At 69.8% G+C, this 17,319-nt stretch carries 16 protein-coding genes; 12 read left to right on the top strand and 4 right to left on the bottom strand.

Features of this window, described 5'->3' with window-relative positions:
- Positions 1 to 75: 75 nt before the first annotated feature.
- Complete coding sequence (locus ACWDR3_RS01025) at positions 76 to 945, bottom strand: hypothetical protein (RefSeq protein WP_450349725.1); 870 nt, start codon at positions 943 to 945, stop codon at positions 76 to 78.
- Between the two features lie 162 nt (positions 946 to 1,107).
- On the opposite strand from ACWDR3_RS01025, the gene ACWDR3_RS01020 reads away from it, so the two are divergent.
- The 7 genes from ACWDR3_RS01020 (at position 1,108) to ACWDR3_RS00990 (ending at position 7,072) form a co-directional block, all read left to right on the top strand.
- Positions 1,108 to 1,842, top strand: coding sequence for a response regulator transcription factor (locus ACWDR3_RS01020; RefSeq protein WP_450349724.1), 735 nt, complete (start codon positions 1,108 to 1,110; stop codon positions 1,840 to 1,842).
- A 69-nt stretch (positions 1,843 to 1,911) separates the two neighbouring features.
- A complete protein-coding gene (locus tag ACWDR3_RS01015) occupies positions 1,912 to 2,433 on the top strand; it encodes a pyridoxamine 5'-phosphate oxidase family protein (RefSeq protein ID WP_450349723.1) in 522 nt (173 codons plus the stop codon).
- 54 nt (positions 2,434 to 2,487) lie between these two features.
- Complete coding sequence (locus ACWDR3_RS01010; protein ID WP_450349721.1) at positions 2,488 to 2,955, top strand: VOC family protein; 468 nt, start codon at positions 2,488 to 2,490, stop codon at positions 2,953 to 2,955.
- 143 nt (positions 2,956 to 3,098) lie between these two features.
- Complete coding sequence (locus ACWDR3_RS01005; protein ID WP_450349720.1) at positions 3,099 to 3,998, top strand: alkaline phosphatase family protein; 900 nt, start codon at positions 3,099 to 3,101, stop codon at positions 3,996 to 3,998.
- A gap of 1 nt (position 3,999) precedes the next feature.
- Positions 4,000 to 5,331 (top strand): MFS transporter, encoded by a 1,332-nt coding sequence (locus ACWDR3_RS01000; RefSeq protein WP_450349719.1) that lies wholly within the window; start codon positions 4,000 to 4,002, stop codon positions 5,329 to 5,331.
- A complete protein-coding gene (locus tag ACWDR3_RS00995) occupies positions 5,328 to 6,347 on the top strand; it encodes a TolB family protein (protein ID WP_450349718.1) in 1,020 nt (339 codons plus the stop codon). Before ACWDR3_RS01000 ends, ACWDR3_RS00995 begins: the two co-directional genes overlap by 4 nt.
- 128 nt (positions 6,348 to 6,475) lie before the next feature.
- Complete coding sequence (locus tag ACWDR3_RS00990; protein ID WP_450349717.1) at positions 6,476 to 7,072, top strand: DUF4328 domain-containing protein; 597 nt, start codon at positions 6,476 to 6,478, stop codon at positions 7,070 to 7,072.
- 67 nt (positions 7,073 to 7,139) lie between these two features.
- On the opposite strand, the gene glnA is transcribed toward ACWDR3_RS00990, so the two are convergent.
- Positions 7,140 to 8,501, bottom strand: coding sequence for a type I glutamate--ammonia ligase (glnA, locus tag ACWDR3_RS00985; protein WP_401728936.1), 1,362 nt, complete (start codon positions 8,499 to 8,501; stop codon positions 7,140 to 7,142).
- A 325-nt stretch (positions 8,502 to 8,826) separates the two neighbouring features.
- Between glnA and ACWDR3_RS00980 the strand changes: the two genes are divergently transcribed.
- From ACWDR3_RS00980 to ACWDR3_RS00965, 4 genes are all read left to right on the top strand, one after another.
- Entirely contained in the window at positions 8,827 to 9,495 is a 669-nt protein-coding gene (locus ACWDR3_RS00980; RefSeq protein WP_450349716.1) for a DUF3105 domain-containing protein, read from the top strand.
- Positions 9,492 to 10,115, top strand: coding sequence for a DUF305 domain-containing protein (locus tag ACWDR3_RS00975; protein WP_450349715.1), 624 nt, complete (start codon positions 9,492 to 9,494; stop codon positions 10,113 to 10,115). The genes ACWDR3_RS00980 and ACWDR3_RS00975 overlap by 4 nt, the downstream gene beginning before the upstream one ends.
- A gap of 238 nt (positions 10,116 to 10,353) precedes the next feature.
- Positions 10,354 to 12,312, top strand: coding sequence for a S53 family peptidase (locus tag ACWDR3_RS00970; protein ID WP_450349713.1), 1,959 nt, complete (start codon positions 10,354 to 10,356; stop codon positions 12,310 to 12,312).
- 101 nt (positions 12,313 to 12,413) lie between these two features.
- Positions 12,414 to 14,450 carry an NAD(+) synthase gene (locus tag ACWDR3_RS00965; RefSeq protein ID WP_450349711.1) on the top strand — a complete coding sequence of 679 codons (2,037 nt, stop codon included), beginning with the start codon at positions 12,414 to 12,416 and terminating at the stop codon, positions 14,448 to 14,450.
- A gap of 139 nt (positions 14,451 to 14,589) precedes the next feature.
- On the opposite strand, the gene ACWDR3_RS00960 is transcribed toward ACWDR3_RS00965, so the two are convergent.
- The gene (locus ACWDR3_RS00960; RefSeq protein WP_450349710.1) at positions 14,590 to 14,982 is read right to left on the bottom strand and encodes a winged helix-turn-helix transcriptional regulator; all 393 of its coding nucleotides are present in this window, start codon (positions 14,980 to 14,982) and stop codon (positions 14,590 to 14,592) included.
- Positions 14,983 to 15,142: 160 nt separating this feature from the next.
- Here ACWDR3_RS00960 and ACWDR3_RS00955 point away from each other — a divergent pair, with 160 nt between their 5' ends.
- On the top strand, positions 15,143 to 15,988 hold the full coding sequence (locus tag ACWDR3_RS00955; RefSeq protein WP_450349709.1) for an NAD(P)H-binding protein: 846 nt from the start codon (positions 15,143 to 15,145) through the stop codon (positions 15,986 to 15,988).
- Positions 15,989 to 16,098: 110 nt separating this feature from the next.
- Here the strand turns inward: ACWDR3_RS00955 and ACWDR3_RS00950 are convergent, their stop codons facing one another.
- On the bottom strand, positions 16,099 to 17,319 hold the full coding sequence (locus tag ACWDR3_RS00950; protein ID WP_450349707.1) for an MFS transporter: 1,221 nt from the start codon (positions 17,317 to 17,319) through the stop codon (positions 16,099 to 16,101).

Raw genomic sequence — 17,319 nt, 5'->3', positions numbered from 1 at the left:
CCCGTCGGATCAAGGTCGTACTGGCCCGAGCGTAACCGGAGACACCGGCAGAAGCGCCGGGGCGGGAGAGTGGATTCAGCGGGTCACCACCAAGGTGGCGGGGCTGGCCGGGTTCACCAGCACCGTGTCTCCCGGCCCTTCGGCGCCTCCGTCCGGCGGCAGCACGGCCGCGGTGTTCGCCCGTACGGCGAGTGGAACCACGACGTGAGAGACCGTGCCAGGGCGGCCGGTACCGCGCAGGGAGGCGTACTGGACGTCCAGGCACTGCTTCCGCAGCCTCGCCAGTGCCGTGTCGACAGGCATGCCCGCCTCGACCGCCGGGAGGACCACGCTGCGGTCGGTCCAGCGGTCGAGGTACGCGCAGGCGGAGTCGTCGCGCGGTGCCGTGGGCTGTCCGGGCCGACCCCCGTGCGGTCCGGACAGCGTGAGCCGGGCGCGGTCTCCGACCGCGGTGTTCGTGGTGTCGATCCGGAGCGTGTCGCGGCGCAGCCACTGGAGGTGGTGTCCGTCGAGGTCGGCCCGCACCCAGTCCTTGGTGTCGACGAGGAACGCGGTCTCGATCGCGGCCTCCTCCGGGGGCACCATCCGGGGCGCCCGCCCGCGGGAGGCCCGCTCCGTCCCGGTGTCCGGCCAGTGCCGCAGCACCACCAGCAACGCGTCGGCAGGCCTGGTGAAGGGGTGAGCGCGGCCTCCGGTGACCGGGTACGACCCCGCCGGCGTGATCGCTGTGCGGGAGGATCCGGAGAGCTGGATGTCGCCGCGGGAGCCGAGTGTGATCCCGACGGCGTCGAAGGGCGTGTCCTGCGCCGAGGCGGTCGTGGCCGTGCTGTCGCACCCGGTGGCGAGCAGGGTGGTGGTGAGTGCGGCGGCACCTGCTGCGAGCGCCATGGCGCGGCAGGGGCGTGGGTGGGCGGGTCCGTCGTGGAAACGCAGGTGGGAACGCATGGGATGCCTCCGTGTTCTCATACGGACCGGGGTCGGCCGTATGAGTCGACGGTGCGCGCGTCAACGAACGTAGCCCATTCGGCATTTGGCGAATCTCCGGTTTCCCGGGCCGTGGCCGGGCGTAGATTCGCGTCAGGCAAAACCGGCCACAGGGAGGCCGTCATGACTCCGCCCTTCACCACCGCCGAGGCCCATCTGCGCCGCATGGCGGACGTCCTGGACGAGGCCCGGCAGGACCTCGCGGAGGGCGTGCCCCCGATGTCCCTGCTCCACGGACTGCAGCGGCTGATCCCCTGCGACTGCGCGAGCTTCTCGGAGCTGGACATCCCGACCAGGATCAGCTGGAACGACCGGGACACCCCGGGCGGCGAGGATCAGGGCCCGATGGAGGAGTACTGGCGCTGGCGCCACCAGCACCTCCAGTGCGAGCAGGTCTCGCGCCCGCACGACACCCCCGAGACGACGCAGATGGCGGACTTCGTGTCGGCCCACAGACTGCGGAACCAGCCGATCTACGTCGAGTTCCTGCGCCCCTTCCCCACCGTCGCGGACGTCGCCCTGCCCACCGCGCCGGGCCGCACCCGGGTCTTCCAGTTGTTCCGCACGGACGGGCAACCGTTCAAGGACCACGAGATGACCACGCTGCGGCTGCTCGCCCCGCACCTGTACGAGATCTACCTGGCCGCCGCCCGCAGGCACCGCACCCCGGTCCGGCTGACCAACCGCGAACTCGACGTCCTGCGCTGTGTGGCCCTCGGCATGAGCACTCCGCAGATCGCCGAGCAGCTCTGCGTGGCGCCCAGCACCGTCCGCAAGCACCTGGAGAACGCCTTCGGACGGCTCGGCGTGTCCAGCCGTACCGCGGCGGTGGCGCGGGTGTTCCCGGAGTACGCCTGACGGTCCGCCGATGAGTTCGCGCGGCCGGGGCGGTCACCACCTCAGGAGCCGATACGAGGAGGACATCCCATGACGCCCAGGACGAACCGCGAACCGCAGACCCGTCTCGACCCCCACTACAGCGACCCGGCCGCCACCGCCACCGAATGGGCCGAGGCCGAGGAACGGCTCAGCGCGGCCGAGTTGTTCTGGATCTCCACCGTGCGGCCGGACGGGCGGCCGCACGTCACGCCGTTGCCCGCGGTGTGGGCGGACGGCGCGCTGCACTTCTGCACCGGCCCCGAGGAGCGCAAGGCCCGCAATCTGGCCGCCAATCCGCAGGTCGTGCTGACGACCGGCACGAACACCTGGGACAAGGGACACGACCTGGTCGTCGAGGGCGAGGCCGTGCGGATCACGGACGAGGACCGGCTGCGGGAACTGGCCGCCGCGTGGGAGGCCAAGTACGGCAGTTTCTGGCACTTCGACGTCCGCGACGAGGCCTTCCACCACGGCCCCGGACACGCTTTCGTCTTCGCGGTGGCGCCCCGCACGGTTTTCGGCTTCGGTAAGGGAGAGCCCTTCAGCCAGACGCGGTGGCGCTTCGAGTGACGTAGCCGTGAGGTGTCCACCCGCGTACGACACCCCTGCGACAAAGGAGTCGTTATGGACATGACCCTCGAAGTGATCCTGATGCCCGTCACCGACGTGGACCGGGCCAAGGAGTTCTACCGGGACAAGGTCGGCTTCCACGTGGACCTCGACGGAGAAGTGATGGAGGGCGTACGGATCGTGCAGCTGACGCCGCCGGGCTCGGGCTGTTCGATCGCCCTGGTCGACGGGCTCCAGGTGCCGACGGGGACCCCGCAGCCGGGGACGTACCACGGCATGCAGCTGTGCGTGACGGACGCGAAGGCGGCGTACGAGGAGCTGACCGCGCGCGGCCTGGACGTCACCGAGCCGCAGCAGTTCGCGCCGCAGGACGGGGCGACCTTCATGTACTTCAAGGACCCGGACGGCAACGGGTGGGCGATCCAGGAGTACCGCAAGCGGGAGACGGAGCCGCTGCACCAGGTGCTGGCTCAACTGGCGGGCCGGGCGGGAGTAGTTCACCCGTCTTCTGGGCGGGAGTAATGCACCCGCCTTCCGGGTGGGAGTAGTTCACCCGGTCTTCATGCTTCCGGTCGGGTGCGGTGGGGCGGGAGAATCTTGGCGTGTGCATGCTGACGCCGTCAGTGCTCCGCCCTTCCCCCCACGCTTCCCCACCGGAGGTCGATGTGTCCGGCAGCTCCGCCCGTTCGACGTTCCGCCGCAGCCGTACCGCCGTGGCCGCCACGCTCGCCTTCACGGCGACGGCAGTCGGTCTGTGGACCGGCCTCGGCGGATCCCCGTCCGCGCACGCCGCGGCCACCGTGCCGAACCCGGACCACGTGGTCGTGGTGGTCTTCGAGAACCACGCCTACAGCCAGGTGATCGGCTCCTCCAGCGCGCCGTACATCAACTCGCTCAGGACCGGCGGCGCCAGCCTCAGCCAGTCGTACGCCGAGACCCACCCGAGCCAGCCCAACTACTTCGCCCTGTTCTCCGGCTCCACCCAAGGTGTCACGGACGACAGCTGCTACACCCCCGGCTTCTCCTCGGCCGCCAACCTCGCCTCCGAGGTGATCGCGGCCGGCGGCACCTGGGCCAGCTACAACGAGACGCTGCCCAGCCAGGGTTCGACGACGTGCAGCAGCGGCACGTACGCCCGCAAGCACAACCCCTGGTTCGGCTTCAGCAACGTGCCGACGTCGACCGCGAAGACCTTCGCGCAGTTCCCGACCGACTACGCGACCCTGCCCGACGTGTCCTTCGTCGTGCCCAACCTGTGCAGCGACATGCACGACTGCTCGGTGTCCACCGGTGACACCTGGCTGAAGAACAAGCTTGGCGCGTACGCCACTTGGGCCAAGACCCACAACAGCCTGCTCGTCGTCACCTTCGACGAGGACAACCGACTGGCCGGCAACCGCATCCCGACGGTCCTCTACGGCCAGCCGGTCACGGCGGGTTCGACGTCGTCCACCACCTACAACCACTACGACCTGTTGCGCACCCTGGAGGACTCGCAGGGCCTGACCACCCACGCGGGCAACGCGGCCTCGGCCAAGGACATCACCGGCATCTGGACGTCCTGACGTGTACGTAGCGGACAGCCGCGCGAGCACCCCGACGGCGTCCGTGGAAGGGACCGCCGCCCGGCGTGCGGGCGGCGGGATCGCCCCCACCGTCCTCGCGCTCGGCACGGTCAGCCTGATCACCGACGTGTCCTCGGAGATGGTGACGGCGGTCCTCCCGCTGTACCTGGTCACGGGCCTCGGCCTCTCCCCGCTGGGCTTCGGCCTCCTGGACGGCGTCTACAACGGCTTCTCGGCCCTCGTCCGGCTGGCCGGGGGCCACCTGGCCGACCGGGGCGGGGGCCGGCACAAGTGGGTGGCGGGCCTGGGCTACGGCATCTCGGCGGCCTGCAAACCCCTGCTCCTGCTCGCCCACACCCTCACCCCCATCGGCCTGATCCTGGCGGCCGACCGCACCGGCAAGGGCCTGCGCACGGCCCCCCGCGACGCGCTGATCTCCCTCTCCGCCACCCCGGAGACCCGAGGCCGCGCCTTCGGCGTCCACCGCGCGATGGACACGGCGGGCGCGCTGCTGGGCCCACTGGTGGCGTTCCTCATCCTGCGGGCGACGGTCGACGGCTACGACGCGGTGTTCACGGTGAGCTTCTGCGTGGCGGTGCTGGGCGTGGTGGTGCTGGTGCTGTTCGTGCCGTCCGGTTCGACGGGGAGGTCGGCGCGGGAGCCGTCCGTTTCGTCGCGGAGGCAGGCGCCGGAGCCGGCTGGATCAGCCCCGGGGTCCGCCCAACGCCCCACCCTGCGGGCGGCGTTGGCCCTCCTCGCCCACCGCGACCTGCGCCGCATCACGCTCTGCGCACTGCTCCTGGGCCTGGCCACGATCAGCGACTCCTTCATCTACCTCCTCCTCCAGCACCGCCTGGGCGTCCCCGACCGCTGGTTCGCACTGCTCCCGCTGGGCACGGCGGCGGCGTTCCTGCTCCTCGCACTCCCTCTGGGTCGGCTGGCGGACCGCATCGGCCGCCGCCGAGTCTTCCTGGCCGGCCACGGCGCACTGCTCCTCGCCTACGCCCTCCTCCTCACCTCCTGGCACGGCCCCGCCCTCCCCTACGCCGTCCTCCTCCTGCACGGCGGCTTCTACGCGGCGACCGACGGCGTACTGATGGCGGCGGCCTCGGAGAACGTCCCGGAACGGCTGCGCTCCTCGGGCCTCGCCGTGGTCCAGACGGGACAGGCACTGGCGAGATTCGTCTGCTCACTGGGCTTCGGCGCGGCCTGGACCCTGTGGGGCGACCGCACGGCGTTGCTGACGGCGACGGTGGCGCTGGCGGCATGCGCGGCGTTCTCGGCCTGGTCCCTACGCCCGGTTACGGCGACGAAGGAAGGCCTCACGACATGACCGTACGCAACCGCCTCCTCGTCCTCCTGGCAGCGGTCCTGGCCCTCGCCGCGGTCGCGGTGGCCTCGATCCTGCACGCGTCGGCCCGAGCTGACCGCAGAAACGAGACCCAGCCGGACGGCCCGAAGGTCACGTCAGGCCGGCTCACGCTCACCACCCCCGCCCACATGATCTTCCGCAACATGGCCTGGGGCCCCCACAGAGACGAACTGACGACGGTCCCGGCGTCGGCCCCCGCGGGCCCACGGATCGCCTCAGGCCGGAAATGCCTACGCTTCTACGCGGCAGCCGGCACCGGCGTCTGCCTGCAAGCCATCCACGGCCCGGTCACCGACACCTACCGCGCGCTGATCCTCGACACCCACCTCAAGGAGACGGCCCACTACGACGTCCCGGGCATCCCCTCCCGCGCCCGGGTCTCCCCCACGGGCCACTTCGCAGCCTGGACGGCATTCGTAGGCGGAGACTCATACGCGGGCACGAACTTCTCGACGCGCACGGCGATCGTGAACGTGCGCACGGGCGAGCTGACCCCCTCCCTGGAGTCCTTCCGCATCATCAGGAACGGCCACACCTACCACTCGGCGGACGCCAACTTCTGGGGCGTGACGTTCAGTCCGGACGACAAAACCTTCTACGCAACGCTGGCGACAAAGGGCCGGACATACCTGGTCAGGGGCAACCTCCGAACGAAGACGGTCACGACCCTCCACGAGAACGTCGAATGCCCGTCCCTCTCCCCCGACGGCACGCGCATCGCGTACAAGAAGCGGGTGAAGGGCCTCCCGAAGGACGCTCCCTGGCACCTGTACGTCCTGAACCTCCGCACGATGCACGAGACCCCGTTGTCGGAACCCCGAAGCGTGGACGACCAGGCGGTATGGAGGGACAACGACACCCTCGTCTACGCCCTGCCAGGCGACTACGGAGCGGACCTGTACGAGATCCCGTCGGACGGCACGGGCACGCCCCGACGCATCAGCACGGCGGCGGTGTCACCGGCGTTCGTCGACTAGCACTTCGGGGACGCGCATCCAGCGCCCGAGGACCCGAAAGTCGTGCGCGTGTGCGGCGAGCAGACCCTATGATCACTGCGCCCAGCGCCCGCTGCGGTCACGCACGCCTCCGAGACAGGCCGAAGAAGATGACGAGCACCGCCCGTAAAGCTCCGTGGATCCTTGCCCGCTTCGCACAGGTCGCGATAGCGGTGGCTGCCGTGGCGGACGTGTTCCGCGCGGTGGCGGTTCGGGATCACTACCTGCGTCCCACGGACGCGTCCCTGAACAAGTCGGGCTCCACGTCCATGGTCTTCCTCTATCTGATGACCCTTGCGATCGTGCTGTTCCTCGTGTGGCTCGCCCGGTCCCGGCGCACCGCCCAGGAGTTGTCCCCTCAGGCCTCGCTGCCGAGTCGGGGCTGGACGATCGGCGCGTGGTTCGTGCCGGTGGTCAACTTCTTCGTCCCTCGCCGGTTCGTCCTCGACATCGGGAGCGCCAGTTCCGCGTCGTGGGAGCGGAAGCGGGACACGGCGCTGGTGAATCTGTGGTGGGGCGCCTGGATCACGCACGCGCTGGTCCTGGGCGTGGCGGGCCAGGTGGCCCCGGGGTCGATGGCCCTCCTCGTGGTGGAGGAAGCACTCATGATCGCGGCGGCCGTACTGCTCGGCCTCGTCATCGAGCGCATCACGGCGCTGCAGTACTCCGGCGCCGACGCGCCCGTTACGCCTCTCGCCCAGGTGTGAGGCCGCCGGCGCCCGCGACCATCGGCGCCGGCAGTCCCCTCACCAGGAAACGCGATCCGCCCTGCGCTTACAGCACCGGCAGATTCTTCCGCAGCTCGAACGCCGTGACCTCGGAGCGGTACTCCTCCCACTCCGACTTCTTGTTGCGCAGGAAGAAGTCGAAGACGTGCTCGCCCAGCGTCTCCGCGACCAGGTCGCTGCGCTCCATCAGGGTCAGGGCCTCGCCCAGGTTCTGGGGGAGCGGCTCGATGCCCATCGCTCGGCGTTCCGCGTCGGAGAGGGCCCAGACGTCGTCCTCCGCGCCCGGGGGGAGTTCGTAGCCCTCTTCGATGCCCTTCAGGCCGGCGGCCAGGAGGAGCGCGTACGCCAGGTACGGGTTCGCGCCCGAGTCCAGGGAGCGGACCTCGACCCTCGCCGAGCCCGTCTTGCCGGGCTTGTACATCGGGACGCGGACCAGGGCGCTGCGGTTGTTGTGGCCCCAGCAGATGTAGGAAGGGGCCTCGCCGCCGGCGCCGGCCGTGCGTTCCGAGCCGCCCCAGATGCGCTTGTAGGAGTTGACCCATTGGTTCGTGACGGCCGAGATCTCCGCCGCGTGCTTCAGCAGGCCCGCGATGAAGGAGCGGCCGACCTTCGAGAGCTGGTACTCCGAGCCGGACTCGTAGAAAGCGTTCCGGTCGCCCTCGAAGAGGGAGAGGTGCGTGTGCATGCCCGAGCCCGGGTGTTCCGAGAACGGCTTCGGCATGAACGTCGCCTGCACGCCCTGCTCCAGCGCCACCTGCTTCATGACCAGGCGGAACGTCATGATGTTGTCCGCCGTGGAGAGCGCGTCCGCGTAGCGGAGGTCGATCTCCTGCTGGCCCGGGGCGCCCTCGTGGTGGGAGAACTCGACCGAGATGCCCATCGACTCCAGCATGGTGATCGCCTGGCGGCGGAAGTCCATGCCGATGTTCTGGGGGGTGTGGTCGAAGTAGCCGGAGTTGTCGGCGGGGGTGGGGCGGCTGCCGTCCAGCGGGCGGTCCTTCAGGAGAAAGAACTCGATCTCCGGGTGGGTGTAGAAGGTGAAGCCGAGGTCGGAGCCGCGGGTCAGGGCGCGCTTGAGGACGTAGCGCGGGTCGGCGAAGGACGGAGAGCCGTCCGGCATGAGGATGTCGCAGAACATCCGGGCGGTGCCGGGGGCCTCGGCGCGCCACGGGAGGATCTGGAACGTCGACGGGTCGGGCTTGGCGATCATGTCGGACTCGTAGACCCGGGCGAAGCCCTCGATCGCGGAGCCGTCGAAGCCGATGCCCTCGTCGAAGGCCTGTTCCAGTTCGGCGGGGGCCACGGCGACGGACTTCAGGAAGCCCAGCACGTCCGTGAACCACAGGCGTACGAACCGGATGTCGCGCTCCTCCAACGTACGGAGCACGAACTCCTGCTGCTTGTCCATCTTCCGATTCCCCATCCTTGCTGGTCAGGCCGCCTGCCCCAGGTCACGCGGGAGGCGGTCGGGCACCTGAGCATCCCACCACAACAGCATTTCATGCGCGTTGCCGACCATGATCGGCCGAGCGACTCCGGGCTGAACGGCTCCGATACGGCAGGTGTACGACTCTCCCGCCATCTTGCCTGCTCGGACCGGTATCCGTAATGCCCGGCCCGTACAGATCCGGGCGGAGCAAGGGGTTGGCTGTGACCCACCTACGAAAGTCTTCCCCTTCCCCACTACGATCAGCGGACCGACCGGCCACCTTTTCCCCAGAAGGACAGACCTCATGGGTTCCGCCAAGGCGAAGAACAGCAACAGCGCGGCCCGCAAGGCCCGGATAGAGGAGATGCAGCGCGCGGAGCGGGCCCGTGAGCGGCGCGCGCGGATCCTGACGATCGGCGCGAGCGTGGTCGTCGTGGCCGGGCTGATCGTGGGTGGCGTGTTCGTGGTGAAGGCGCAGAGCGACAAGGACGACACCGCGTCGGACTCGAAGACCTCGGGGCACTTCGTCACCGGCAAGGACGGGGTGAAGACGTGGAAGGGGACGCTGGGCCGTACCCACGTCGCCAAGACGGTGAAGTACCCCACCGAGCCCCCGGTCGGCGGCAACCACAACCAGGTCTGGATGAACTGCAACGGCGACGTCTACACCAAGGCGCTCAACAACATGAACGCCGTGCACTCGCTGGAGCACGGCGCGGTCTGGGTGACGTACACGAGCAAGGCCTCGAAGGCGGACGTGGACGCGCTGGCGGCGAAGGTGAAGCAGACGCCGTACACGCTGATGAGCCCGGACGACAAGCAGCCCGACCCGATCATGCTGACCGCGTGGGGCAAGCAGCGCACGGTGACGAGCGCGAGCGACCCGAACGTGGACAAGTTCTTCGCGGAGTTCGTGCAGGGCAAGCAGACCCCGGAGCCGGGGGCCGCGTGCACGAACGGCCTGTCGCAGTGAGGCAGGCCGGTCTGATCGCGGGCGCCGCGGTGGCGGCGCTGATCGCGGCCGGCGGAATCACCTACGCGGTGGCCGAGGACGGCGGCTCCTCGTCGAGCGTGCCGGCCGCCGACTCCGCGGACGCCGGGTTCGCCCGGGACATGGCGGTGCACCATCAGCAGGCCGTGGAGATGTCGTACATCGTGCGCGACCGCACCAAGGACACGGACGTACGCCGGCTTGCATACGACATCGCGCAGACGCAGGCCAATCAGCGCGGCATGCTGCTCGGCTGGCTGGACCTGTGGGGGCTGCCGAAGGTGTCGGCGGATCCGCCGATGACGTGGATGGGCATGGGCGACATGGCCTCCGGCAAGGACGGTGCGCTGATGCCGGGGATGGCGACCAACACCGAGATGAAGAAGCTCGGCGAGCTCAGCGGCAAGCAGGCGGAAGTCTTCTATCTGCAGTTGATGACCGACCACCACAAGGGCGGGATCCACATGGCCGAGGGCTGTGTCGCCAAGTGCTCGGTGGATGTGGAGAAGCGGCTCGCGCAGGGCATGGTCGCGGGGCAGCAGTCGGAGATCCAGTTGATGGCGGACATGCTCAAGGAGCGGGGCGCGAAGGCGCGTTCGTAACCTTCCGGAAAGATCGGGAGCGCACCAAAGCCTCAAATCCCCCATCCTGGGCGTTCCTTGAGGTTCTCTTGGTATTGGCAGAGGTTCTCTTGGCTTTCGCATTCCCCTGGCATGAACGGTTCATCGAAAGAGTGACCCCTACCGTTTGATCCAATTCCGTGCCCCCGCCGCGGCGCGGTTCTCCGAGGATCAACGGAGACCGACCACACATGCGAAGAACCGCATCGCAGGGGGTTCTATGAGATCCAACCGCGCCAACACGCGTGCCGTGGTGAGCATGGCGGCAACACTGCCGATGCTCGCCGGCGCGCTGGCGCTCGGCATACCCGCGGCCCACGCCGCGGACAACCCGGGCCGCGACTCGCTGGCGGGCACCAAGCCCACCTGGGCCACGGCCAAGGCGGACAAGGGGGCCACCTCCAACGGCTCCCAGGTCTCGCTGCGGGTGTACCTCGCCGGCAAGGACGCAAACGGCCTCGCGGCCTACGCGAAGGCCGTGTCCGACCCGAACTCGGCGGCGTACGGCAAGTACCTGAGCGCCAAGCAGGTGCAGGCCCGCTTCGGCGCGACCAAGGCCCAGGTGGCCGCGGTCAAGTCGTGGCTGACGTCCACCGGACTGAAGGTCACCGGCGTCACGCAGCACTACGTCTCCGTCACCGGTGACGTGGCGGCGGCCGAGAAGGCGTTCAGCACCCAGCTGCACAACTACGCCAAGGGCACCAAGACCTACCGCGCGCCCTCGAAGTCGGCGACCGCGCCGGACAGCCTGAACGGCGCCGTCCTGACCGTCACCGGCCTGGACAACGCTCCGCACAAGGCGGACCACGACGACCAACTGCCGGGTCCGACCGCGGTGTTCAAGAACGCGGGGCCGTTCTCCTCGTACTACGGCTCCAAGACCGCGACCTCGCTGCCCAGCGCGTACGGCAAGAAGATCCCGTACGCCGTGCAGGGTTACACCGGCAAGCAGCTGCGTGCCGCCTACGGCGCGGGCAAGTACACCGGCAAGGGCGTGCGGGTCGCCATCACGGACGCCTACGCCTCGCCGACCATCGCCTTCGACGCGGCCACGTACGCGAAGAAGCACGGCGACGCCACGTGGAAGACCGGTCAGCTGCACCAGGTGCTGCCCGACAACTACACGAACACGGGCGCCGACGAGTGCGACGCCTCGGGCTGGTACGGCGAGGAGACCCTCGACGTCGAGGCCGTGCACGCGGTGGCGCCCGCGGCGGACGTCACGTACGTGGGTGGCGCGTCCTGCATGGACGACGATCTGCTCGACTCGCTGAGCAAGGTCGTCGACAACCACCTGGCCGACATCGTCTCCAACTCGTGGGGCGACATCGAGGCCAACCAGACGCCTGACCTCGCGGCCGCCTACGACCAGGTGTTCCAGCTGGGCGCGGTCGAGGGCATCGGCTTCTACTTCTCCTCCGGTGACAACGGCGACGAGGTCGCGCACACCGGCACGAAGCAGGTCGACACCCCGGCCAACTCGGCGTGGGTGACGGCGGTCGGCGGTACCTCGCTCGCCGTCGGCAAGGGCGACAAGTACCTGTGGGAGACCGGCTGGGGAACCGAGAAGGCCTCGCTGTCCGACGACGGCAAGAGCTGGACGGCCTTCCCGGGCGCCTTCACCTCCGGTGCGGGCGGCGGCACCAGCAAGACGGTGTCCGAGCCCTACTACCAGAAGGGTGTCGTCCCGAACGCGCTCGCCACGGCCAACAACGCCGCCGGCAACCGCGTCGTGCCCGACATCTCGGCGATCGCCGACCCGAACACGGGCTTCAAGGTCGGCCAGACCCAGACCCAGGCGGACGGCTCGGAGTCGTACAGCGAGTACCGCATCGGCGGCACCTCGCTGGCCTCGCCGGTGATCGCGGCCGTCCAGGCCCTGGCCCAGGAGGCGCGCGGCGGCAAGGCGATCGGTTTCGCCAACCCGTCGATCTACGCCAAGTACGGCTCGAAGGCGTACCACGACGTGACCGACAACCCGACGGGCTCCGGCCTGGCGGTGGCGCGCGTGGACTTCGCCAACGGCTACGACGCCACCGACGGCCTGCTGACCTCGGTCCGCAGCCTCGGCAAGGACAGCTCGCTGTCCGCGGTGAAGGGCTACGACGACGTGACCGGCGTGGGCACGCCCGCGGGCGGCTACGTCCAGTCCTTCGTCAAGCCCAAGGGTCACCACTGACCCCTGAGTAACGACACGGGTCACCTGTAATGGGGTGGCGTGGGGCGCACCACTCCCCCACGCCACCCCATTGCGTCGCCCTGACGATTACACTGGGCCCCGTGCCTCCACTCAACTTCCGGTCGCTCTACCAGCACGGCTTCGCCCGCGTCGCCGCCTGTACGGGCCACACCGTCATCGCGGACCCGCACGCCAACGCCGAGGCGGTACTGCGCCACGCGCGCAGGTGCGCCGAGGAGGGCGTGGCCGTCGCCGTCTTCCCGGAGATGGTGCTGTGCGGCTACTCGATCGAGGACCTGCTGCTCCAGGACGCGCTGCTCGACCAGGTCGAGGAGGCGCTGCGGGAGGTGGTGACGGGATCGGCGGAGCTGCTGCCGGTCCTGGTCGTGGGCGCCCCGCTGCGCCATCGCGACCGCGTCTACAACTGCGCGGTGGTCGTGCACCGCGGCCGGGTCCTCGGGGTCGTTCCCAAGTCTTACCCGCCCAACTACCGCGAGTTCTACGAGCGTCGGCAGATCGCCGCGGGCGACGACGAGCGCGGCGGCACGATCCGGGTGGACGGGGAATCGGTGCCGTTCGGCGTGGACCTGCTGTTCGCGGCGGAGGACGTGCCGGGGCTCGTCCTGCACACGGAGATCTGCGAGGACATGTGGGTGCCGGTGCCGCCGAGCGCCGAGGCCGCCCTGGCGGGCGCGACCGTCCTCGCCAACCTCTCCGGCAGCCCGATCACCGTCGGCCGCGCGGAGGACCGCAAGCTCCTGGCCCGCTCGGCGTCCGGCCGCTGCCTCGCCGCGTACGTCTACGCGGCAGCCGGCCTCGGCGAGTCGACGACCGACCTGTCGTGGGACGGCCAGACCCTGATCTACGAGAACGGCGTGCTGCTGGCCGAGTCCGACCGTTTCCCGCTCGACGACCAGTACGCGGTGGCCGACATCGACCTCGACCTGCTGCGGCAGGAGCGGCAGCGGATGGGGACCTTCGACGACAACCGCCGTACGCACGCTGCCCGTACGGCCGACTTCCGCACGGTGACCTTCGAACTCACCCCGCCGACGGGCGACTTGGGCCTGCGCCGACGGGTGGAGCGGTTCCCCTTCGTACCGGCGGACGCGGATCGGCTGGCCCTGGACTGCTATGAGGCGTACAACATCCAGGTCGCGGGCTTGCAGCAGCGGCTCGCGTCGATCGGTGGCCCGAAGGTCGTCATCGGGGTGTCGGGGGGCCTCGATTCGACACACGCGCTGATCGTCGCCGCGCGCGCGATGGACCGCGCCGGGCGGCCGCGCAGCGACATCCTGGCCTGGACGCTGCCCGGGTTCGCGACGAGCGACCACACGAAGGACAACGCGCACAAGCTGATGGCGGCGCTGGGGGTGACGGCGGCGGAGCTGGACATCACGCCGACCGCGCGCCTGATGCTGAAGGAGATGGGCCACCCGTTCGCGGCGGGTGAGCCGGTGTACGACATCACCTTCGAGAACGTGCAGGCGGGTCTGCGGACGGACTACCTGTTCCGGCTGGCCAACCAGCGGGGCGGGATCGTGCTCGGCACCGGTGACCTGTCGGAACTCGCCCTGGGCTGGTCCACGTACGGCGTCGGCGACCAGATGAGTCACTACAACGTCAACTCCGGTGTGCCGAAGACGCTGATCCAGCATCTGATCCGGTGGGTCATCGAGAGTGGGCAGTTCGGGGAGGAGGCGGGGAAGATCCTCGCGGCGATCCTCGACACGGAGATCAGTCCTGAGCTGGTGCCGGGTGAGGAGATGCAGTCGACGGAGTCGAAGATCGGGCCGTACGCGCTGCACGACTTCACCTTGTTCCACGTGCTGCGGTACGGCTTCCGGCCGTCGAAGATCGCGTTCTTGGCGTGGCATGCGTGGCGGGATGCGGAGGGGGGTGCGTGGCCGCCGGGATTCCCGGAGGCGAAGCGGGTGGCGTACGACCTGCCGGAGATCCGGCGGTGGCTGGAGGTGTTCTGCCGGCGCTTCTTCGCGTTCGCGCAGTTCAAGAGGTCGGCGATGCCGAACGGGCCGAAGGTGTCGGCGGGGGGTTCGTTGTCGCCTCGGGGGGATTGGCGGGCGCCGTCGGACAGTTCGGCGACGGTTTGGTTGCGGGATCTGGCGCGCTTCGACTAGGCGGTTTCCTCGCCCCCGCCGCCCCTACCCGTCCCATCCTTCTGGGGCTGCCGCCCCCAGACCCCCGCTTCGGCCTGAACGGCCTCGTCCTCAAACGCCGGACGGGCTGGGTGGTGCGGACCGGCGTCGAGAAAAAGATCTACCGGGACGGATCCGCGTCGTAGTCCTCGCGTGCCCGCTCCACCTTCTCCAGGTTGTCCGCCGTCCATTCGGCGAGGTGGGCGAAGAGTGGGGCGAGGGTGCGGCCGAGGTCGGTGATCTCGTACTCGACGCGCGGGGGGACCTCGGGGTGGTACGTGCGCACGACCATGCCGTCCCGCTCCAGTTGCCTCAGCCGTTGTGTCAGCACCTTCGGGGTGATCCTGGCGATTCCCCGTTCCAGCTCGACAAACCGTTGCCGACCGTGGGTGTTGAGGGACCACAGGATCGGCGTCGTCCACCGGCTGAACACGATGTCCACGACCGGGCCTATCGGACAGGCGAGTTCGGGATCGGTCTCGGCGGGTGCCGCCCAGCTGGCGTTGTCGGGCATGCGCACCCCTTCGGCATAGTCACTTTCCTGTAGGTACCTACTATACCGGCGGTGTTAGCGTCCCCGAGTCGCCAGGAGAGCAGCCGGAGCGCGGCCTTCTCCGCGGCGGTCCCGCCCGCTCGGGCGACGACAACCACGCTGAATCACAGGGGAGTTGGCCATGATCGTAGTGACGGGGGCGACCGGTAACGCAGGGCGTTCGCTCGTACGGACCCTCGCGGCGGCCGGCGAGCGGGTGACCGCGACCTCGCGGGGCATCTCGGACGCGGATGTGCCGGAAGGTGTCCGGTATCGACAAGCGGACCTGATCGATCCTGAGAGTCTTCGGCCCGTTCTCGAGGGCGCCGACGCGCTGTTCCTGCAGAACGGTGGCCCCAGCGCTCATCTGCTGAACCCTCGGGACATCGTCGACGTCGCCAAGGCCGGCGGCGTACGACGGGTCGTCCTGCTGTCCTCCCAAGGCGTCGCGACCCGGCCGGAGTCGGCCTCGCACGGGGACACGGCACGCTTCATCGAGGACGCCGTCCGGCAGTCCGGCATGGACTGGACGGTCCTGCGCCCCGGCGGCTTCGACTCCAACGCCTACGCCTGGGCCGAGTCGGTCCGCACCCGGCGGGAGATCGCCGCGCCGTTCGCCGATGTCGGCCTGCCGACCATCGATCCGGACGACATCGCGGAGGTCGCCGCCGCGGCCTTGCGGGAGGACGGACACGCGGGCCGGATCTACGAGTTGACCGGGCCCGCCCTCAGTACTCCACGCGGACGGGCCGAGGCGATCGCCGCCGCGCTCGGCGAACCCGTCCGGTTCGTCGAGCAGACCCGGGACGAGGCCCGCGTGCAGATGCTGCAATTCATGCCGGAGCCCGTCGTCGAGACCACGTTGGGCATCCTCGGCGCGCCCAACCCCGCCGAGCAGCGCATCAGCCCCGACGTCGAGCGGGTCCTCGGCCGCGCGCCCCGCACGTTCGCCGAGTGGGCCCAGGACCACATCGCCGCGTTCCGCTAGGTCCCGCGGTCAATGGCCATGGCAGTGCTGGCCGATCCGTCGCCCAGCACTGCCGACCCCGGTCAGGCGGTCAGGCGGTCAGGCGGTCAGGCGGTCAGGCGGTCAGGCGGTCAGGACCGCAACGCCCGCTCCCGCTCCGGTACATGGCCCGCGACCACGCGCTCGCGGCCGTTGCCCGACACACCTCGACGCCGGTCGACCACGTACGCGACCCCAGCAACTCCCAGCCCCAGCACGGCAAGTCCCGCCCCCACGACCGCCGGAGACGTCACACCGAAGCCGGCGGCAAGTGCGAGCCCTCCGATCCACGCGCCGCCCGCGTTCGCCAGGTTGAACGCCGCCTGGTTCGCCGAGGACGCCAACGACGGGGCCGAGGACGCCTTTTCCATCACCATCAGCAGCAGCGGGGAGCTCGTCACGAACGCTGCCGTGCCCAGGAGGACCACCGCCAGGGGGGCACTCCACGCCGTGGCCATCAACGCCGGGAACAGGGCCAGGACCACCGCCAGCGACACCAGGCCGCCGAACAGCGTGCCCCGCATCGAGCGGTCCGCCAGACGCCCGCCCAGCAGGTTGCCCGCCGTCGCGCCAACACCGAACAGGGCCAGCAGCAGCGTCACGCTGGAGTCCGCGTAGCCGGCCGCGTCCGTCAGCATCGGCGTGATGTAGCTGTACGCGGCGAACAACGCACCGAAGCCCGCGACCGTCGTACCGAGAGCGAGCCAGACCGGGAGGGAGCGCAGGGCTGCCATTTCGCCACGCAGGCCCGCAGACGAGGAGTGGGCACTGTCCCGAGGCACCAGCAGCGCCAGCGACACCACCGCCAGGACGCCGATCACGCTGACGCCGAGGAACGTGGAGCGCCAGCCGAGGTGCTGGCCCATGAGCGTGGCGACCGGCACGCCCGCGATGTTGGCGATGGTCAGGCCGAGGAACATCAGCGAGACCGCGCGGGCCTTGCGCTCGGGCGCCGCGAGCGAGGTGGCGACGACCGCGCCGACGCCGAAGAACGCGCCGTGCGGCAGGCCGCTGAGGAAGCGGGCGGCGAGCAGCCAGTCGTAGTCGGGGGCGAACGCCGAGAGGGTGTTGCCCGCGATGAACAGGAGCATCAGGCCGATCAGGACCTTGCGGCGGGACATGCGCGCGGTGACGGCGGCCAGCAGGGGCGCGCCGATCACCACACCGAGCGCGTACGCCGAGACCAGGTGTCCGGCGGTGGGGATGGAGACGTGGAGGTCGTCCGCGACGTCGGGCAGCAGCCCCATCATCACGAACTCGGTGGTGCCTATGCCGAATGCGCCTACGGCCAGCGCGAGCAGGGCCAGGGGCAT

Source organism: Streptomyces sp. NPDC001002, assembly GCF_053599215.1.
This window is presented reverse-complemented; position numbering and strand designations above follow the sequence as displayed.